This window comes from Bacillus pumilus (assembly GCF_024498355.1).
Lineage (GTDB): Bacteria > Bacillota > Bacilli > Bacillales > Bacillaceae > Bacillus > Bacillus pumilus_P.
On record NZ_CP101833.1, the window covers coordinates 2,203,538 to 2,219,608 of the forward strand.

19 protein-coding genes are annotated in these 16,071 nt (G+C 41.1%); 3 read left to right on the forward strand and 16 right to left on the reverse strand.

Annotated features, from left to right (window positions below):
• Window positions 1-35: 35 nt before the first annotated feature.
• Complete coding sequence (locus NPA43_RS11180; protein ID WP_230030389.1) at window positions 36-674, reverse strand: MBL fold metallo-hydrolase; 639 nt, start codon at window positions 672-674, stop codon at window positions 36-38.
• A 158-nt stretch (window positions 675-832) separates the two neighbouring features.
• On the opposite strand from NPA43_RS11180, the gene NPA43_RS11185 reads away from it, so the two are divergent.
• On the forward strand, window positions 833-1,006 hold the full coding sequence (locus NPA43_RS11185) for a DUF2759 domain-containing protein (RefSeq protein ID WP_003217333.1): 174 nt from the start codon (window positions 833-835) through the stop codon (window positions 1,004-1,006).
• 24 nt (window positions 1,007-1,030) lie between these two features.
• Here NPA43_RS11185 and NPA43_RS11190 read toward each other — a convergent pair whose 3' ends face one another.
• The 10 genes from NPA43_RS11190 to rpmG all read right to left on the reverse strand — a co-directional run bounded on the left by NPA43_RS11190 (window position 1,031) and on the right by rpmG (window position 10,115).
• Window positions 1,031-1,345 carry an MTH1187 family thiamine-binding protein gene (locus tag NPA43_RS11190; protein WP_099726646.1) on the reverse strand — a complete coding sequence of 105 codons (315 nt, stop codon included), beginning with the start codon at window positions 1,343-1,345 and terminating at the stop codon, window positions 1,031-1,033.
• A 77-nt stretch (window positions 1,346-1,422) separates the two neighbouring features.
• Window positions 1,423-2,676, reverse strand: coding sequence for an MFS transporter (locus tag NPA43_RS11195; RefSeq protein ID WP_230030391.1), 1,254 nt, complete (start codon window positions 2,674-2,676; stop codon window positions 1,423-1,425).
• Between the two features lie 156 nt (window positions 2,677-2,832).
• On the reverse strand, window positions 2,833-3,957 hold the full coding sequence (locus NPA43_RS11200) for a M14 family metallopeptidase (protein ID WP_230030392.1): 1,125 nt from the start codon (window positions 3,955-3,957) through the stop codon (window positions 2,833-2,835).
• Between the two features lie 84 nt (window positions 3,958-4,041).
• Window positions 4,042-5,961, reverse strand: a complete 1,920-nt coding sequence (locus tag NPA43_RS11205) for an LTA synthase family protein (protein ID WP_230030393.1) — start codon at window positions 5,959-5,961, stop codon at window positions 4,042-4,044.
• 212 nt (window positions 5,962-6,173) lie between these two features.
• Complete coding sequence (locus tag NPA43_RS11210; protein ID WP_230030394.1) at window positions 6,174-7,127, reverse strand: ROK family glucokinase; 954 nt, start codon at window positions 7,125-7,127, stop codon at window positions 6,174-6,176.
• A gap of 13 nt (window positions 7,128-7,140) precedes the next feature.
• Complete coding sequence (locus NPA43_RS11215; RefSeq protein WP_099726641.1) at window positions 7,141-7,344, reverse strand: YqgQ family protein; 204 nt, start codon at window positions 7,342-7,344, stop codon at window positions 7,141-7,143.
• A 70-nt stretch (window positions 7,345-7,414) separates the two neighbouring features.
• A complete protein-coding gene (locus NPA43_RS11220) occupies window positions 7,415-8,953 on the reverse strand; it encodes a rhomboid family protein (RefSeq protein WP_230030395.1) in 1,539 nt (512 codons plus the stop codon).
• An 86-nt stretch (window positions 8,954-9,039) separates the two neighbouring features.
• Window positions 9,040-9,213, reverse strand: coding sequence for a hypothetical protein (locus NPA43_RS11225; protein WP_017367602.1), 174 nt, complete (start codon window positions 9,211-9,213; stop codon window positions 9,040-9,042).
• 143 nt (window positions 9,214-9,356) lie between these two features.
• The gene (locus NPA43_RS11230) at window positions 9,357-9,917 is read right to left on the reverse strand and encodes a 5-formyltetrahydrofolate cyclo-ligase (protein WP_230030396.1); all 561 of its coding nucleotides are present in this window, start codon (window positions 9,915-9,917) and stop codon (window positions 9,357-9,359) included.
• Between the two features lie 48 nt (window positions 9,918-9,965).
• On the reverse strand, window positions 9,966-10,115 hold the full coding sequence (gene rpmG / locus NPA43_RS11235) for a 50S ribosomal protein L33 (protein WP_008360061.1): 150 nt from the start codon (window positions 10,113-10,115) through the stop codon (window positions 9,966-9,968).
• Window positions 10,116-10,564: 449 nt separating this feature from the next.
• Between rpmG and NPA43_RS11240 the strand changes: the two genes are divergently transcribed.
• Both NPA43_RS11240 and NPA43_RS11245 read left to right on the forward strand, forming a co-directional pair.
• Window positions 10,565-10,912: a hypothetical protein gene (locus NPA43_RS11240; RefSeq protein WP_003217285.1), complete on the forward strand. Its 348-nt coding sequence runs from the start codon at window positions 10,565-10,567 to the stop codon at window positions 10,910-10,912.
• Window positions 10,909-11,409 carry an endolytic transglycosylase MltG gene (locus tag NPA43_RS11245; protein WP_099726637.1) on the forward strand — a complete coding sequence of 167 codons (501 nt, stop codon included), beginning with the start codon at window positions 10,909-10,911 and terminating at the stop codon, window positions 11,407-11,409. Before NPA43_RS11240 ends, NPA43_RS11245 begins: the two co-directional genes overlap by 4 nt.
• Before the next feature lie 43 nt (window positions 11,410-11,452).
• Here NPA43_RS11245 and pstB (NPA43_RS11250) read toward each other — a convergent pair whose 3' ends face one another.
• The 5 genes from pstB (NPA43_RS11250) to NPA43_RS11270 all read right to left on the reverse strand — a co-directional run bounded on the left by pstB (NPA43_RS11250) (window position 11,453) and on the right by NPA43_RS11270 (window position 15,894).
• The gene (gene pstB, locus NPA43_RS11250; RefSeq protein ID WP_230030397.1) at window positions 11,453-12,235 is read right to left on the reverse strand and encodes a phosphate ABC transporter ATP-binding protein PstB; all 783 of its coding nucleotides are present in this window, start codon (window positions 12,233-12,235) and stop codon (window positions 11,453-11,455) included.
• Between the two features lie 15 nt (window positions 12,236-12,250).
• Window positions 12,251-13,063: a phosphate ABC transporter ATP-binding protein PstB gene (gene pstB / locus NPA43_RS11255; RefSeq protein WP_099726635.1), complete on the reverse strand. Its 813-nt coding sequence runs from the start codon at window positions 13,061-13,063 to the stop codon at window positions 12,251-12,253.
• Window positions 13,064-13,086: 23 nt separating this feature from the next.
• Window positions 13,087-13,971, reverse strand: coding sequence for a phosphate ABC transporter permease PstA (gene pstA, locus NPA43_RS11260; RefSeq protein WP_099726634.1), 885 nt, complete (start codon window positions 13,969-13,971; stop codon window positions 13,087-13,089).
• The gene (gene pstC, locus NPA43_RS11265; RefSeq protein WP_230030398.1) at window positions 13,971-14,897 is read right to left on the reverse strand and encodes a phosphate ABC transporter permease subunit PstC; all 927 of its coding nucleotides are present in this window, start codon (window positions 14,895-14,897) and stop codon (window positions 13,971-13,973) included. The genes pstA and pstC overlap by 1 nt, the downstream gene beginning before the upstream one ends.
• Before the next feature lie 79 nt (window positions 14,898-14,976).
• Window positions 14,977-15,894, reverse strand: a complete 918-nt coding sequence (locus NPA43_RS11270; RefSeq protein ID WP_007501261.1) for a phosphate ABC transporter substrate-binding protein — start codon at window positions 15,892-15,894, stop codon at window positions 14,977-14,979.
• Between the last annotated feature and the right edge of the window lie 177 nt (window positions 15,895-16,071).

Consider the following 16,071-nt stretch of genomic DNA (forward strand, 5'->3'; position numbering starts at 1 on the left):
CTCATTGAGAAGAGATGCTTTTTTCATACCTACATTTAAAGAGAAAAACCATGAATAAACGGATTTTGTTCCTGCTCCGTGAGCACAGTTGTTTCCCCGCCATGTCCACTTAAAACGAGAGTGGATTCTGGCAATGATAACAATTTGTCATGAATCGATTGAAGCAGCACTTCCTGACTGCCGCCCACTAAATCTGTTCTCCCGATGCCGCCTTGGAATAAAGCGTCACCAGAAATGACAAATCCCTCCTCCGACGAATAGTAAGACACACTGCCTGGTGAATGCCCAGGTGTGTGGAATATGTCTAATGTAAACGATCCGATTTGAAGAGTTCCTTCTGACGTAATCAATTTTTCAGCTTCTTTGACAGTAATTCCATTTCCAATCAATCGAGCTGAGCCGTTTAACTCAGCATTCGTGAGCCACTCTTTTTCATGTTCGTGTACATATAGTGGCACTCCCCACTCTGCACGCACCTCATCTGCCGCACCAATATGATCAAAATGGGCATGTGTCAGTAAGACAGCGAGCGGTGTGAGCTGTTTTTCTTTCACATAGGAAATCAGCTTTTGCGCTTCACCACCTGGATCAAAAATTAAGCATTCTCCCTGCTCGTTTTTCCAAATATACGCATTTGCTTGTACATAGCCTAGTGGCATTCTTCTCCAATTCATTTTTCATCACCTACTTTATTCATTCTTTTTTATTATGAAGGCTATTCAATAAAAATTCAAACAATCGTCAACTGGAATCTACTCGACAAGCTTTATGAAAACGGTTAAAATGAAAAGAAAGGAAATCAAGGGGATTGATGACAAAGGGGGATTTTCATATGATGCTCGTCATTATTTTCGGTCTAGTCACGATTTTAGCCGCTCTCGGCATCTATCGCTCACTTAAAAAAGTGAACGTACTTGCCATCGCTTTTGCTGGCGCTACATTTTTGGTTTTTGGATGGTTTACTGTCATGACCATCATCTATAGCGGTTATCCAACTGCACATTAAAAGCCTGCATGTAGCAGGCTTTTTTTATTGATTCAAGTGCTTATTCACGCTTTCTAATTTGCTTGTAAGGGTTGTTGTTTGATCCCGTCTGTCATCAATGCGGATATTGGTTGCTACTCTGTGTAATCCCTTTTCAAAAGGTGCCTCATGAATGCGCTGAATGACCTCAAATAAAACGGATAATTCACCTTCAATTAACGTATTCATAGGTGTTAACTGATATTTGATTTTCCCTTCTTGTTGAAAGCCTTCCAAAATTCTTTGTACATCTGCTACATATGAACTCACGCTTGGTGTTTCAGTTCCTATTGGAATGATGGTGACATCTGCTATGGCCATGTTTCTTGCTCCTTTCAATTGAATCCTCATGTTTCCTCGTCCTCATTGTAACCTATCCTCATTTAAAAAAGCCATGATCACGTTGCGTTTAAGCCAGGTTTGTCTCGTTCTATCGTCAAATCCGTCCTCTCTACCTTCCCAATCTTTGTGAACAGAAGCAGGCAGATACCAGAAACAGCTTCAATGATCCCTCCTGCTGCAATAACGTACCCAGAACCAAATAGAGTGGCCATATAGCCGCCGATGAGGGCACCTAACGGAATCATTAAATAGGAGATCATGTTGATAATCGCATATACCTGCGGCTGATCCTCTGCCTTCACTGACAATTGAATCATCGTATGTTCGGGAACATTGACTGCACTGATGGCTGCGCCTAAGGCAAAAGCTGATATAAACACAAGTGGTAATAATGCGTTCATTCCTGTGATGAAGAATGCGATTCCATCAACGATCCCTGCGCCTATAAACAGCAATCCATACCGATTCACTTTGATCTTTGTCAAAACAAACCCCATCAAAAATGCGCCTAGTGCTGTTGTGACTTTGATCAATGAATAAACCACCGGTCCACTATTTAATTCTTCTGTCAAATAAATAACAGACAATGCTTCCCAGGGCGCTGCAGCGAAGTTTGAGCAGACGCAAAAAATCGCTAATGGAAACAAAATATGATGGCTCCTAACAAGTGAAAATCCCCTCATTAATCTTTTGCCATATGATAGCCCTTTTTTGCCTTTATCAATGATGACTTCTGTTTGATATGTAATCATTAAAACCAATAAAGCTGATATGAGGTAAAGAGGAATGATCACAAGCATTGTATACCCTACCCCCACAAACGCGATCATGACACCACAAATCGTAACCGTCACAAGCCTTACCACATGACTTGCTGATTGGATGGTTGCATTCGCTTTTTGTATGACGTCCTCATGCACAAGCTTTGGAATAATTGATACCGACGCCGGTTCATAGGAGCCTCCTGTCGCCGAATGCAGCAGCATACCGCCAATGATGAGTGCTAATGGGGAAAAACCATGAAAGTAACTGATCACGATCACAAGGATAATCGCTCCTCGCGTTAAATCAGCAAAGCACATCCAGAATTTCAATTGATGCGGCCTCATCATTGGGGTAATAAATGGCCCGACGATCGCTTGAGGAACAAAGCTGACCGCAATAAAAAACGCTGTCCCTATTGCCCCTTTCCCGCCTAGCACTAAAAGCCACAAGATGGTGTTGAAAGATAAACTATCAGCAGTGATTTTGCACATTTTAGAAACAAATAAGTAAGTAAAATTTCTTTTCCACAGGCTTTGAGCACTCAATGATCGACATCTCCCTAAAACATATCCTTTTTTTTACATCTATTTCTTTCACAATAGCTTACAAGGAGGCCCTCGTCAATCACTTCAACGCTGTTTTTATTGACAATAAGAAATTGATTTATTTTCAAATGTTAAAAAGAACCAGACAGGTGCTTTTTAACACTTACAAGCTTCCCATAATAGCCGCTTTGTTTTTTCATAAATGGAATCAAATTGATTCATGGAAAGAGGATTCTTCCCTAGACCAAGCTCCACTGTATAGCCCTCACTTTGAAATTGATAAATAAACCAATCACGATAGCCTGCATAGCTATCAAGGTATTGAATCGGTTTGTAGCCGCTCACCTGTTCGAATCGTTTGACCGTATCTTTGGATATCGCTGGTTCGTGGCCAAGAAAGCCCCAGTATATCTCTTCTCCTTGTGTATGAAGGGCGATCAGCCGGTCAAAGCGCTTGCGTAACGCAAGATTTGCCATCGCTTTCGCTTCTGGTTCTGTTAACGGCTGATCACCAGGAAAATCCCTATAAGACGGCACCTTCGGCTGATTACGGTAGTATTCGATTTCCCAATAAGCAGGAAATTGATTGTTTAAATCAACTCCTCGAATATTAGCTTTCCATTCTCTATAATCGGAAAACCCACCATTTAGCGATGTCAATTTTTCACTGCTTAGACCTAGTGATTCTGGGCCATTGCGAACCAAATCCACTCCATCTGGATTAACCATTGGCACGATGGATAGTGCGGTGGTTTGCAGTATATGAACCGCTTCATAATGTCTCGCTTGCACTGGATCAGACGCAGCTAAACAAAGGGATTTCAACCATTTTAATAAAACAGAGGTGGTGATCCATTCATTTGCATGAAAAGAGGCATTGAGATGAATAGAATGTAAATGCTGAGCTGGCTCTGTCCGAATTTCATAAATAGGCGTATCAAGCACTGAATGACCAATCACACTGATATGAAGAAAAGGAAATACGGCTTTCAAATGTCTTAACTCTTCTTCTAATTGAGCACTATCGTATTCAAATGTTCCGTTGATCCAATCATCTGATTGCTGCAGCCGGTAAGGTGAAATAAATCTCTGCAAATCACATATGGAATGAAATGCATGGGTACCTTCTGGGAATCTATACCCCGGTAAAAGAAGATGCTCGGTACTTGTTTGATTGGATAAATGGAAAGCCGCTTTCCCTATTCCAAGCTGCTTTGCCACATCATCCAGCTTAGCTTCATCCAGCTGCCATTCAATTTTTCCAAACGACGTTGTCTTCATTTACATCCCTCCTCTCATACTATATGAGCCAGCATGCAAAAAAGAAAACCTCTGCTTCTAAAATAGCAGAGGTTTTCTCATACGTTAGGACGCCTTTTTCAGCTTACTCTCATCTTCTTTTTTGGAAGGTGAATGGTCCGGGCTGCTCCGGTCATAAAATCTAAGGAGATCCCCGTAGATAATTTGATCAGAGAATTGAAGCTCTTGCTTTGCCTTTTCTTCATAAGACTGACAAACGGTTTCATCGTCTCTTGGCTCGCCCGTTTCTTTATTGTAGCAAACACCGTCTGTGAAAATGCTGTCCTTCGTAATAAAGCTTCCATCACGGAGCACTGTAAAGTCATTTGTATCTTTCGATAATAGGTCATGACCAAATTGAATTTGCTTACTTGTATCAATTCCTAGAAGGTTGAGTACAGTTGGACGGATATCCACCTGACCACCCACCGTATCAATTTCTTTTGGATTCTTATCCGTTATCCCTGGTATGTGTACAACAAACGGTACTTTTTGAAGCTGCACTTCTTCAAATGGTGTAATCTCTTTATTTAAGAATTGTCCCATAGCTTCGTTATGGTTTTCTGAAATTCCGTAGTGATCCCCATATAAAACAAAAATGGAGTTGTCGTATAAACCTGCTTCCTTCATCTTTTCAAAGAAAATCTTAAGTGCCTCATCCTGATAACGCACTGTAGGGAAGAACTTGTTTAACGTTTTGCTCTTAGAATCATATTCATCAATAAGCTTATCTTCTTCGTCTAGATCAAATGGAAAGTGATTCGTTAATGTAATCAATCTCGTATAGAAAGGCTGCGGGATAGACTTCATCAATTCCGCTGACTGCTCGAAGAACGGACCATCTTTCAATCCCCAGCCAACTGAGTTCTCTTCATTCACATCAAATGAGTTAATATCAAAAAACTTATCGTAGCCAAAGCTATCGTAGATCAGGTCACGGTTCCAGAAGCTTTTGTTATTCGCATGAATAACAGAAGAGTGATAGCCCTCATCCTTTAACAGCTCAGGTATGGCTGTATACTCATTACTTGGATTTGTAAAGAACACGGCCCCTCTTCCAAGTGAGTAGAGAGAATTATCAACAATAAACTCTGAGTCAGAGGTTTTCCCTTGACCTGTTTGATGATAGAAATTGCTAAAGTTGTAACTTTTCTTGATTAATTTGTTCAAGAACGGGGTGATTTCTTTCCCATTCAATTTTTCGTTGACCACAAAGCTCTGAGTAGACTCAAGTGATACAAGAATGACATTTCGTCCTTTTGCTTGACCGAACGTTTTTTCGTTACGGTCGGTTTGATTCGCGCTTACATAGTTTTCAATTTCGGTTAAGTTATTGCTGTCAGCAAGAGCCCGTTGAGCGGACTGCTTCGATTGCAGAACCCCATCATAAATATGGAAGTTATATAAGCTAATATTTTTCACTAGCATCTCACGGTCGAATGAACGAGTTAACAGTTCTGGTCTTTCAGTTTCAGCCAAGCCAAGGTTAAAGAAGAATGTGGCTGCCACAAATAAGTAATATGCTGCTCGTTCCTTTCGTGAAATGGTGACATCCGTTCTAAAGGAAGGCTGTTTTTTATAGAGCCAAATTAAAATGATGATATCAACGAACATCAGCAAATCGACTGGTTCAATTAAAGAGGTAATACTTGACCCGAGGTCACCCATATTGTTTGTTTGAAATAGGACGGGGATGGTTAGAAAATCACTATAGAATCGATAAAATACAATGTTGGCTAACAAAATGAATGTCAGGATAAAGCTCGTCACGATGATATATCGATTGCGATTTTTTTCTTTAAAGAATAAACCGATACCGAAGATAAACAAGAGAAAGCTAAGCGGATTAATAAACAGGATAAACTCCTGCATGAAATTTTCAATTTTGATATTAAAGCTAGATTTATAGATAACATAGGTTTTGACCCACATTAACAAAGTCGCAATCAGTAAAAATGACATCGCCTGTAATCTTTTCTTTCGCATTGTAACCTCCTTATGCTTGACACGCACTCAGGTTAGGGGCATACCCTAATTATTGGTGCTTCTTCAAAAACAACTAAAATATATCTTATCCTGTCTGTGCTGGAAAATCAATGTCTTTTTCCCCATGACAAACTTATGAATATGCTAAACATTCAATTTCATGCCCATATATCGCTTTTTTTAATAAAAATGACATCATTATGACTTTTTGTTCAAGACAGCCATTTATTTTTTGCCATCCATGCCCCGCCGATCACACCTGCATCGTTTCCAAGTGCTGCAATGACAACCTCGACATCTTCAGCACAAGGCGGGAATGCATGATGTTTGACCACGTGCTCTACTTTACTGCGAAGAAGCTCTCCTGCTTTAGAAACACCACCGCCAATGACGATCTTTGTTGGGTTTAAAGCACTAGCAAGATTCGCTAGGACAAGTCCAAGGTGGGTCGTCACTTCTTCTACGACACGCATTCCAAGATTATCTCCGTTTTCTGCCGCCTGAAACACATCCTTTGCAGACAGCGAAGCGAGCGTCCCAAGTGAGGATGTATGCTGCTCGGTTTCTAATTTATCCTTTGCAAGCCGGACGATGCCGGTGGCAGACGCAATGGTTTCAATACAGCCTGTTCTTCCGCAGTTACACGGTGCTCCTTGAAATGGAACTGCACAAATATGGCCAATTTCTCCGCCAGCACCTGTTTCACCTTGAACAACCTCCCCATTTACGATAATGCCGCCGCCAACACCCGTTCCAAGTGTGACCATAAAGATGTTTTTTGCACCATCTCCTGCACCCTTCCACATTTCACCGAGTGCAGCAATGTTCGCATCATTTTCAATTACTGATGGAAGTCCCGTTTCGGCCTCTAAGTGATCTTTCAAAGGATAGTTTGTCCAGCCCAAATTCGTTGTTTTATAGACGATTCCGGATACTTTATCGACGGGTCCAGGTGCTCCCATTCCTATACCAATGAGAGCCGATTTTGGCATACTGATCTCAACCAGTTTATGATCAATTGATTTCGCAATATCGACTGTGATCGTCTGCCCAGATTTATCCGTAGGAATCTCCCACTTATGCTGAATCTCACCATATAGATTAATGAACGCAAGCTTAATTGTCGTACCGCCAAGATCAACCCCTACAAACCAATCCCCTGTCATATGCCCTCCACCTTCACATTGTTTTTCTATTTAATTTGGCCAATTCCATTTGAAGAATGGCCATTGCGTTTGACCATTCGTTTCGGTCTATGATTCCCGATGTATACATTTCCTTCAATTCATCTGCCATAAATTCTAACTCCACTTCACGATCTCCGAAATACACATAATTTCCAAATCTCATGAGCAGCTGCTGTACATCATATAACGTTTTCATTATTTCCACCATTTCTTTCAATCAACAGATAGGATAAGCGTATTCATAAATGCGCTTTCAGTCAAGTCATTCAACGTGTTTGAGTATTTTCGATATATTGTTTCAGCTTTAAAAATTGATCATTTTCAGGATCTTGTTTTAACGCTTTCTCAATTAGACTTTCTGCTTTTGCTGTTTCCCCTTTTTCTACGTACAACAATGATAAATGATACAGTTTATTCGGTTCATTTGGATCTTTTTCGAGCGACTTTTGCAAAAATTGTACCGCCTTGTCAAGGTGACCCATCTGTGCTTCAGAGAGTGCATATATATGAAGTGCTTCAGCTGATGCATTCTTTTGGTACACATATTCCTCTAGACGTTTATTTGCTTCGCTATAGTTCTTATCATCAAATAAACTCGCTGCCTCACTTGTTGCCGCTGCTTCCTTTTGATCGTCGGAATGAAATCCTGTATACAATCCAAAACCACCAATAAGCAGAAGGAGAAGACTGGCAAGAAGCATTTTGACAGGCTGCAGCTGTTTAGGCAGGCGGACAGCTAAGGCTGCTAAAAAACCGCCAACAAGGCCGCCAAGGTGACCGGCATTATCAATACCTGATACGGTGAACCCTATTCCTAAGTTGATCAAGATGATCACAATAATATTTGTCCCCATCGTCCGAAAGAAAAGCTTGCGGTTAGAGATCGCTAAATATAACAGTGCGCCTAAACAGCCAAAGATCGCGCCTGATGCACCGGCTGCGATCGCCGTATTAAACAGAAAGCTCGCAATTGAGCCAAATATGCCGGACACCAAATAGATGAGCAAAAATCTTCCTGACCCATAAATTCTCTCAACAGCCGCACCAACGGACCAAAGAGCAAATGTATTGAAGAGTAAATGCGTCAAGCCAATGTGTAAAAACATCGGTGTAATCAGGCGCCACCATTCACCATCTAAGATCAGTACATTATTTTTAGCACCAAACGCAGTTAAAGTTGCCGTATTTGTACTTCCGCCAGACAGCTCAAGTAAAAGAAACATGACAACTTGAACAGCGATTAGCAAGTAGGTGAAAATCGGTCTGCCATTTTGAAAAACGGCCCGTTCTCGTTCCCGCTGCTTTTCCTGGTCGTCAAACGCCTGTAGCACGTTCATTTTAAGCTGCACGGCATCTTCAGCTGTATCTGTCTTCGCCTCTTCTACATCAACTGAAAGTGATGTATTCAGCCATTTTTGCAGCTCGTGCACATCGTTTTGAAGAGCTTCTTCATTGAATAAAACAGGTGTAATTGTCACCTTTTGTTTTTTATACGGCTGACCGTTTATATCTTTCCAAACATCTACTGGATCGTCAGCTGTAAATTGAAGCTGCAAGAGATGGAGAGATCGTTTACGCATGGCTTCTCTCAGCTGATTCATCCGAAACGTCTGCTCTTCAATATCTCGAACGATCTCCTGTCTAAAGTTCACATCTTTTCTATATAGACGGATGAGATCATACCCTGAGTTTCGTGGTGCTTCAAAAAATATTTCATCTTCTGGGTAAGGACTTTGAATCATCTCATATCCTTTTTGTCTTAGTTCATCAACAACTCGCCAAAATAGACTATCTATGACATTCATTTATTCGCGCTCCATTTTTTACATTATTATAACAAGAATCATTCTTATCCGCATTTCTGAACAAAAAAATCCCGGCTTTTGCGGGATTAGAATGCTTGGCGAATAAATTTCGTCCGAAAATATGGGATTTTCATCAGCCACTTAATAAAAAAGTGACGCACTTGATTTTGACCTAAGATCAAATTCATCAGCCGATAACGATTTTGCACGAGAACGAATGCAAACAGTGTGAACACAATGCTCCAAATCATTTTATTCATGATATTCCCTCCTATGTTCGTATCGTGGCTTAAATAGGATTTGTTTATACATGAACAGCCTTTTTTATCGGAAGTGATCACCTTTCCTATGGTAAAACGTCATCAACAAAAAAAGTCCGCTCTTATGCGTAAGCAGCGGACTTTTACTCATGATATAACGGACCTTTCTCACTGACAATCATAGACACCCGTATGTCGTGCGTTTCAGCCGGAACATGCTCTATTTGCTGGACAGACAGACAAAGAGCAAGTGTTACGCCGTGATAGTCAGCTAAGAAACGGTCAAAATAACCGCCACCGTATCCAATACGGTAGCCTTGCTGATCGAAGCATACCCCAGGAACAATCACCAAATCGATCGCTTTTTTATGTACAGCTGCCGATGTTTCAGGGTCTGGTTCTGATAGCCCAAAGTACCTGGATGTCATCTTCGTTTGCGGTGTATATTCATAAAACGTCATCTCTTTCGTTTCCGGGAAACAGGTTGGTACGCACACTGTTTTACCTTCCTCCCACGCCTTATCAATCAGAGGTCTTGTAGGTACCTCTTTTCCTCTAGACATGGTCAGCGCAATCGTTTTCGCCTGTTTCCATGCGGTTAATTGAAACAGATGCTCATATAGTAAAGTCGTGTTTTGTTTAAATTCCTCAGAACTCATCTGCTCAAGCTTTGCTAATGTTTGACGCCGAAGCTCTTTTTTCACAAGGATCATCTCCCATCATAAAAAAACAGCAGGAAAATTCCCTGCTGCTTACTTTGTTTCACGATGTAAAGTTTGTTTTTTATCACGTGAGCAATACTTTTTGAATTCAACGCGATCTGGATTGTTTCGCTTATTCTTTTTAGTAATATAGTTACGCTCACCGCATTCAGTGCAAGCTAGAGTAATATTTACGCGCATATTTTTCCCTCCAAACTAAAATCAATTCACATTCAGACCTAACTATAATACCACTTCTATCTTAGGAATGCTAGAATGTTTTTCACCAATTTCATTTTTCGTGCATTCCACCCGCGTTCTTATCCGTATTGCACTGTCATTTCATGAAAAATCGCCCGCTCCCCTATAAAACCTCAGGCCTTTGTCGTACTGTATACATGAGAACCCCTCTTCTATCCACTGTCTTTTTTGATCTGTCAGCCTTCTTTTATTTTGACAGTGAGCAAGGTTTTCATACTCGTTTTACATATAAAAAGAAAAATGATGAAAAAAAGGTGATTTTCTTCAGCAATTCCTTTTGAAACTAGCTTTTTTGTGGTATAAAAAAGAAGGGTCGAAAACTGTCTGAAACAATCATGAAAGCCTTTTTTGGCTTTCGGCATTAAAATATGAATAAAAGGTGATGAAACATGGAAATTGCAATTATCGGATTGCTTGTTGTCAGTATTGTACTGATCGCATTCTCATATTTTCAAAGAGAACCGATTAAAGAAGTCGAGCAGGAACTTGAAACACTTCAACTATCTGCAATGCAAGAAATCTATAAACTGAAAAAGAAAATGAAAGTCCTTGAAGAAGAATTGCTTGAAACAAACATCGTTGTCCGCAAGCATTCAGAAATTGATCCATCTATCGCAAGACAAATCATTTCAAAGCATCAAAATGGCATGTCTCCTGAGGCGATAGCACGCGCTGAGCATGTGTCTGTAGAAGATGTCAACATGATCATTAAAGACAACGAGAGGGTGCTTGTATGACGAAAAAAAGCATCCAAACGTTCGCAGCAGGTATGATTCTTGCCACTGGCGTTCTGGCCATCGTGTTTTTCCTCACAGGAAAAGATGAAGCAGCAGCTGATTCTACGACAAAAGAAACCCTCGCAGCGAAAGTGACAGACACTGACGTGAAAAATTATTTAGACTCTAAGAAAGAAGTATCCGTCAGCCGCGAAACGTATCAGCAGCTTCTTGATTATAAAGAAAAAGCGCTGAAAGCGAACGAAGACGGCGATTCTAAGAGCGATAAACAAACAACGGACAAGTCAAAAGGCAAATCGGTTAAATTCGTGATTAAAAACGGTATGAGCACAAGTGATGTTTCAGACATGCTTGAAAAAGACGGAATCATTAACTCGTCTAAAGATTTTAATGATTACGTGATTGACGCAGGCTACCATAAAGAAATTCGTGCCGGCAAATTCAATTTAAAAACAGGAATGACATTCAAACAAATCGTCAAAGCCTTAACAAAATAACATCTAAAATCCCCTGGCGGCGCTGACCTCCAGGGGATGTTTATTATCCAAATCGTCCAGATATATAATCATTCGTTCTTTGATCGTTTGGCTCTGAGAACATCACATTTGTATCATTGACCTCAACAAGCTCGCCCATCAAGAAAAAGGCAGTTCGATCAGATACCCTTGCCGCTTGCTGCATATTGTGCGTCACAATGACAATCGTGTATTTCTCCTTCAATTTCATAATCAATTCTTCGATCTTTAATGTTGAAACAGGATCAAGCGCTGATGTAGGTTCATCCATTAATAGGATGTCTGGGCTTGTGGCAATCGCTCTTGCGATACATAGACGCTGCTGCTGACCGCCGGAAAGACCTAATGCAGGCGCACTTAAACGATCTTTCACTTCATCCCAAAGTGCGACATCCCGAAGCGCTTTTTCAGCAATTTCTTTCAATTGCTGCTTGCTCTTCACTCCATGAATTCTTGGGCCATAAACGACATTATCAAAGATAGACTGAGGGAATGGATTTCCTTTTTGAAACACCATCCCGACGTTTTTACGCAGTTCTACTAAATCGACACGTCCTTTTAAGATGTTGTCGCCGTTATACATCATATCCCCTGTGATTTTCACACCTGGCACTGTTTTGACCATGAGATTCAAGGTTTTAATAAACGTTGACTTCCCGCAGCCTGATGGGCCGATAATCGCTGTGACTTCATGCTCTCTAATGGCTAAGTCAATATGTTTCAGTGCGTGGTGCTGACCATACCAAAGGTTCATATCATTCACACGAAACACTTCTTTTGCTGCTGCTTTAGTTGCTACTGCATTCATCAAAATCCACCCGCCTTATCCAAATCGACCATTGATATAGTCTTCTGTTTTTTGCTGCGCAGGACGTGTAAAGATACGTTCAGTCGCATCATATTCCACTAGATCACCGTTCAGGAAAAAGGCCGTACGATCAGATACACGTAACGCCTGCTGCATGTTGTGTGTGACAATGACAATTGAATAATCATGTTTTAATTCTGTTAACAACTCTTCAATTTTTGCATTTGAGATCGGGTCTAGGGCAGAAGCAGGTTCATCTAATAAAAGCACGCTAGGCTTCATCGCAAGTGTACGTGCAATACAAAGGCGCTGCTGCTGACCGCCTGATAATGAAAATGCAGAGCGGTGCAGACGGTCTTTGACCTCATCCCATAGCGCCGCCTTTGTTAAGCTTTCCTCTACCGCATCATCAAGCACTGATTTTCTTTTTTCACCCGCATACTTTAACGCATGGGTAATGTTGTTGTAGATCGATTTAGGAAATGGATTTGGTTTTTGGAATACCATGCCGATTTCTCTTCTTAAATTCACCACATTAATGCGGTCATCCAAAATATTTAACCCTTCGTACATGATCGCTCCTTCACTTCTCGCGCCTGGAATCAAGTCGTTCATTCGGTTAATGCTGCGTAGAAAGGTTGATTTCCCGCAGCCTGATGGGCCGATTAATGCGGTAATCGCGTTCTTCTCAATTTCGAATGAAATGTGATTAACCGCTCTTTTTTCACCATAATAAATGCTTAAATCCTGCACCTGTAAAATCTCTTCCGCTTGAAGTGGAGCCTTTTTTGCTGCAATCTCTTTTTTTTCTGCTAGCATTTGAACCATATCCCCTTCACACCTCTCTCACATTATTTTGACGTAAGCTTCTTATGAATAAATGAACCAAGCCATCTAGCTGCTAAGTTGAACAATAAGACTGAAAGCACAAGTACGGCTGATGCACCATTTGCAATGGCTTCTGCATCTGGTATGATCCCTTGTGTATTGACGTTCCATATATGAACGGCTAATGTTTCGGCCGGTCTGAAAATATTCAGCGGTGACGTATCAGAAAAAGGACTCCAGTTTGTAAAATCAAGACGCGGTGTTGAGAGACCTGCTGTGAAAAGAAGAGCAGCCGCCTCCCCGAAGACTCTTCCTGATGCTAAAATCGCACCGGTAATAATAGAAGGAATCGCACCTGGAATAAGGACTGTCTTCACCGTATGCCACTTCGTTACACCGAGCGCAAGTGATGCTTCCTTTTGATCCTTCGGTACAGAGCGCAGCGCGTCTTCTGTCACCCTGACCATCACTGGTAAGTTAAACACAGTGAGCGCAAGAGCTCCCCCAATGATCGTATAGCCCCAGCCTGTTAAATTCACAAACATGAGTAAACCAAACATGCCAATGACGATAGATGGAAGTGACGATAGCACTTCAATACATGTACGAATAAAATCTGTGACTTTGTTTTGAGGTGCATATTCCGCCATGTACACTCCGCCGCCGACGCCAAGGGGCACTGTGATCAGCATCGTAATAAATAGAATGTAAAACGAGTTAAACAGCTGATCCCGAATACCGCCGCCAGAGCCAATCGCACTTGAGCGAGTTGTCAAAAAGTCAAAATTTAATTCTTTTGCACCGTTGAAAATGATATAAGAAAACAAACCAACAAGAATCGCCGTAATAATGGCGGCACATAATCCAAAAACAAATGTGGCAAAACGATCGGTCATTTTGCTATTCATTAAATCTTCCTCCTAGACGACAAGTATCTGATAATGAGTATGAACATAAATGATACAACTAGAAGGACAAGTCCCATTGACCAAAGTGTATTGTTTTCAACACTTCCATACGTTGTGTGACCCATATTTAACGTAATAATGGTTGTTAATGTACCAGCTGTGTCCATAATGCTCTCTGGTAGATTACGCGTGTTTCCAATGACCATCTGAACGGCAAGGGCTTCTCCAAATGCTCTTGCCATTCCAAGCACGACCGCTGTCATTAATGTCGGAAGAGCTGCTGGTACAAGAACACGTCTGATCGTTTGCCATCTTGTTGCGCCTAATGCATACGATCCCTCACGTAAACTTTTTGGAAGTGAAGCCATTGCATCAGTTGCAATGGATGTAACGGTTGGGAGAATCATAATAGACAGGACAATCGTTCCTGCTAGCACGCTATGCCCTGAGCCGCCTGACTTGAAATGTCCGATAAACGGTACCAATACTGTAAGACCTATGAATCCGTAAACAACGGATGGAATCCCTACAAGCAATTCAATGACTGGCTGGAGAATTTTTCGTCCCCAAGCAGGTGCAATTTCTGTCATAAAGATTGCGCCTGCGATGCCTAGCGGCGCTGCAATGAGTGCCGATAGGAGTGTGACGGCGATTGATCCAAAGATAAATGGAAATGCGCCGTACTGCGGGTTTTCTGCTGTTGGGTTCCAATTGATACTGGTTAAGAACTCAATTGGGCTTACACCATTTACGATGAAAGATTGTAAACCCTTAATGCCAAGGAAGATCGTGATGGCGATGGATACAGCAATCATTAAGAATGCGCAAAATCTCACCAAAATACTTCCTCTTACTTCATCCATTTGCCTATTTTTCTTCGAGCTGATCAGTCGATCGCTCGCTTCTGTCTGTTCTATCTGCTTCATCTTTTTCTACACTCCTATGAATGTCATAAAAGGAAAAGTGAAAAGCTCCACTTTTCCTTCATCAGCAATTCAAGACCTATTACTTATCTGTTTGTTTGCCTGTTGCGTCTCTTTCTACTTTCATATTAGAAACTGAGATGTAGCCTTGGTCTTTGACGATTTCTTTTTGTACTTCGTCACTCATGAGGTAATCTAAAAATTGTTTTGCTAGACCATCCGGCTCACCTTTTGTATAAGAGTGCTCGTAAGCCCAAATTGTATATTTACCGCTTTCCACATTGCTTTCTTCCGGTTTCACACCATCAATGCTAAGCGGTGTAATTTTGTCATCTGTTAAATAAGAGAATGCTAGGTATCCAATCGCACCTGGTGTTTCTGCAATCAATTTTTTCACTGTGTTTGAAGAATCTTCTGTGATTCCTTCTGCAGGTGTTGCACCATCAAGCGCATATTTCACAAATGTTGCACGAGTTCCTGAAGAGTCAGGTCTGTTCACAAGAGTGATTTTTTGGTCTTTCCCGCCAAGCTCTTTCCAGTTTTTGATTTTACCAGTGAAGATTTTTTTCAATTCGTCCTTTGTGATGTCTTTGACACCAACTTCAGGGTTTACAGCTGCGGCCATTCCAACAACTGCTACTTTGTGGTCTTTTAAAGCTTTTGCGTCGATTCCGTCTTTCTCTTCTGCGAATACATCTGAGTTACCAATTTGTACAGATCCTTCTGAAACTTGAGAAAGTCCTGTTCCTGAACCGCCGGCTTGTACTTGAATATCGGCTTTTGGATGTTTATCCATGAATTTTTCTGCTGCCGCAAGAACTAAAGGCTGCATCGCAGATGATCCTGAGATGGTAATGGAACCTGATGCCTCATCTTTGTTTGAAGCATTTCCTTTACTGTCTTTTGAATCTCCGCTTGAGCTGCTGTTTCCGCATGCTGTGACGAATGCTAACAATGCGATAGTAAGGAAAGTAAGCAGCCATAATTTGTTCTTTTTCATTTCAAGAATACCCCCTGAATAATTTGTCCTACGAGTAATACATTAAAGGTTCTTTATTAATTTCGTTTAAATGGAATGTTAAGGTTTTGTAAATGTCGAAGTGTTGTAGAGATATTGCGGAGTTTTTTGTGGTTTTTGTCAATTTATATCGAAAAGTTTGAAGAAAACATAAAAAAA

Coding starts and splice junctions, on each gene's coding strand:
- NPA43_RS11220 (WP_230030395.1), bottom strand. CDS start 8,953: ATGAATGTCATAGATAGTCTATTTTGGCGAGTTGTTGATGAACTAAGA.
- pstB (WP_099726635.1), bottom strand. CDS start 13,063: ATGGTTCAAATGCTAGCAGAAAAAAAAGAGATTGCAGCAAAAAAGGCT.
- NPA43_RS11245 (WP_099726637.1), top strand. CDS start 10,909: ATGACGAAAAAAAGCATCCAAACGTTCGCAGCAGGTATGATTCTTGCC.
- NPA43_RS11190 (WP_099726646.1), bottom strand. CDS start 1,345: ATGGCCATAGCAGATGTCACCATCATTCCAATAGGAACTGAAACACCA.
- NPA43_RS11225 (WP_017367602.1), bottom strand. CDS start 9,213: ATGAATAAAATGATTTGGAGCATTGTGTTCACACTGTTTGCATTCGTT.
- NPA43_RS11185 (WP_003217333.1), top strand. CDS start 833: ATGATGCTCGTCATTATTTTCGGTCTAGTCACGATTTTAGCCGCTCTC.
- pstB (WP_230030397.1), bottom strand. CDS start 12,235: ATGAATGCAGTAGCAACTAAAGCAGCAGCAAAAGAAGTGTTTCGTGTG.
- NPA43_RS11270 (WP_007501261.1), bottom strand. CDS start 15,894: ATGAAAAAGAACAAATTATGGCTGCTTACTTTCCTTACTATCGCATTG.
- NPA43_RS11215 (WP_099726641.1), bottom strand. CDS start 7,344: ATGAAAACGTTATATGATGTACAGCAGCTGCTCATGAGATTTGGAAAT.
- pstC (WP_230030398.1), bottom strand. CDS start 14,897: ATGAAGCAGATAGAACAGACAGAAGCGAGCGATCGACTGATCAGCTCG.
- NPA43_RS11240 (WP_003217285.1), top strand. CDS start 10,565: ATGGAAATTGCAATTATCGGATTGCTTGTTGTCAGTATTGTACTGATC.
- NPA43_RS11180 (WP_230030389.1), bottom strand. CDS start 674: ATGAATTGGAGAAGAATGCCACTAGGCTATGTACAAGCAAATGCGTAT.
- NPA43_RS11210 (WP_230030394.1), bottom strand. CDS start 7,127: ATGACAGGGGATTGGTTTGTAGGGGTTGATCTTGGCGGTACGACAATT.
- pstA (WP_099726634.1), bottom strand. CDS start 13,971: ATGAATAGCAAAATGACCGATCGTTTTGCCACATTTGTTTTTGGATTA.
- NPA43_RS11205 (WP_230030393.1), bottom strand. CDS start 5,961: ATGCGAAAGAAAAGATTACAGGCGATGTCATTTTTACTGATTGCGACT.
- rpmG (WP_008360061.1), bottom strand. CDS start 10,115: ATGCGCGTAAATATTACTCTAGCTTGCACTGAATGCGGTGAGCGTAAC.
- NPA43_RS11200 (WP_230030392.1), bottom strand. CDS start 3,957: ATGAAGACAACGTCGTTTGGAAAAATTGAATGGCAGCTGGATGAAGCT.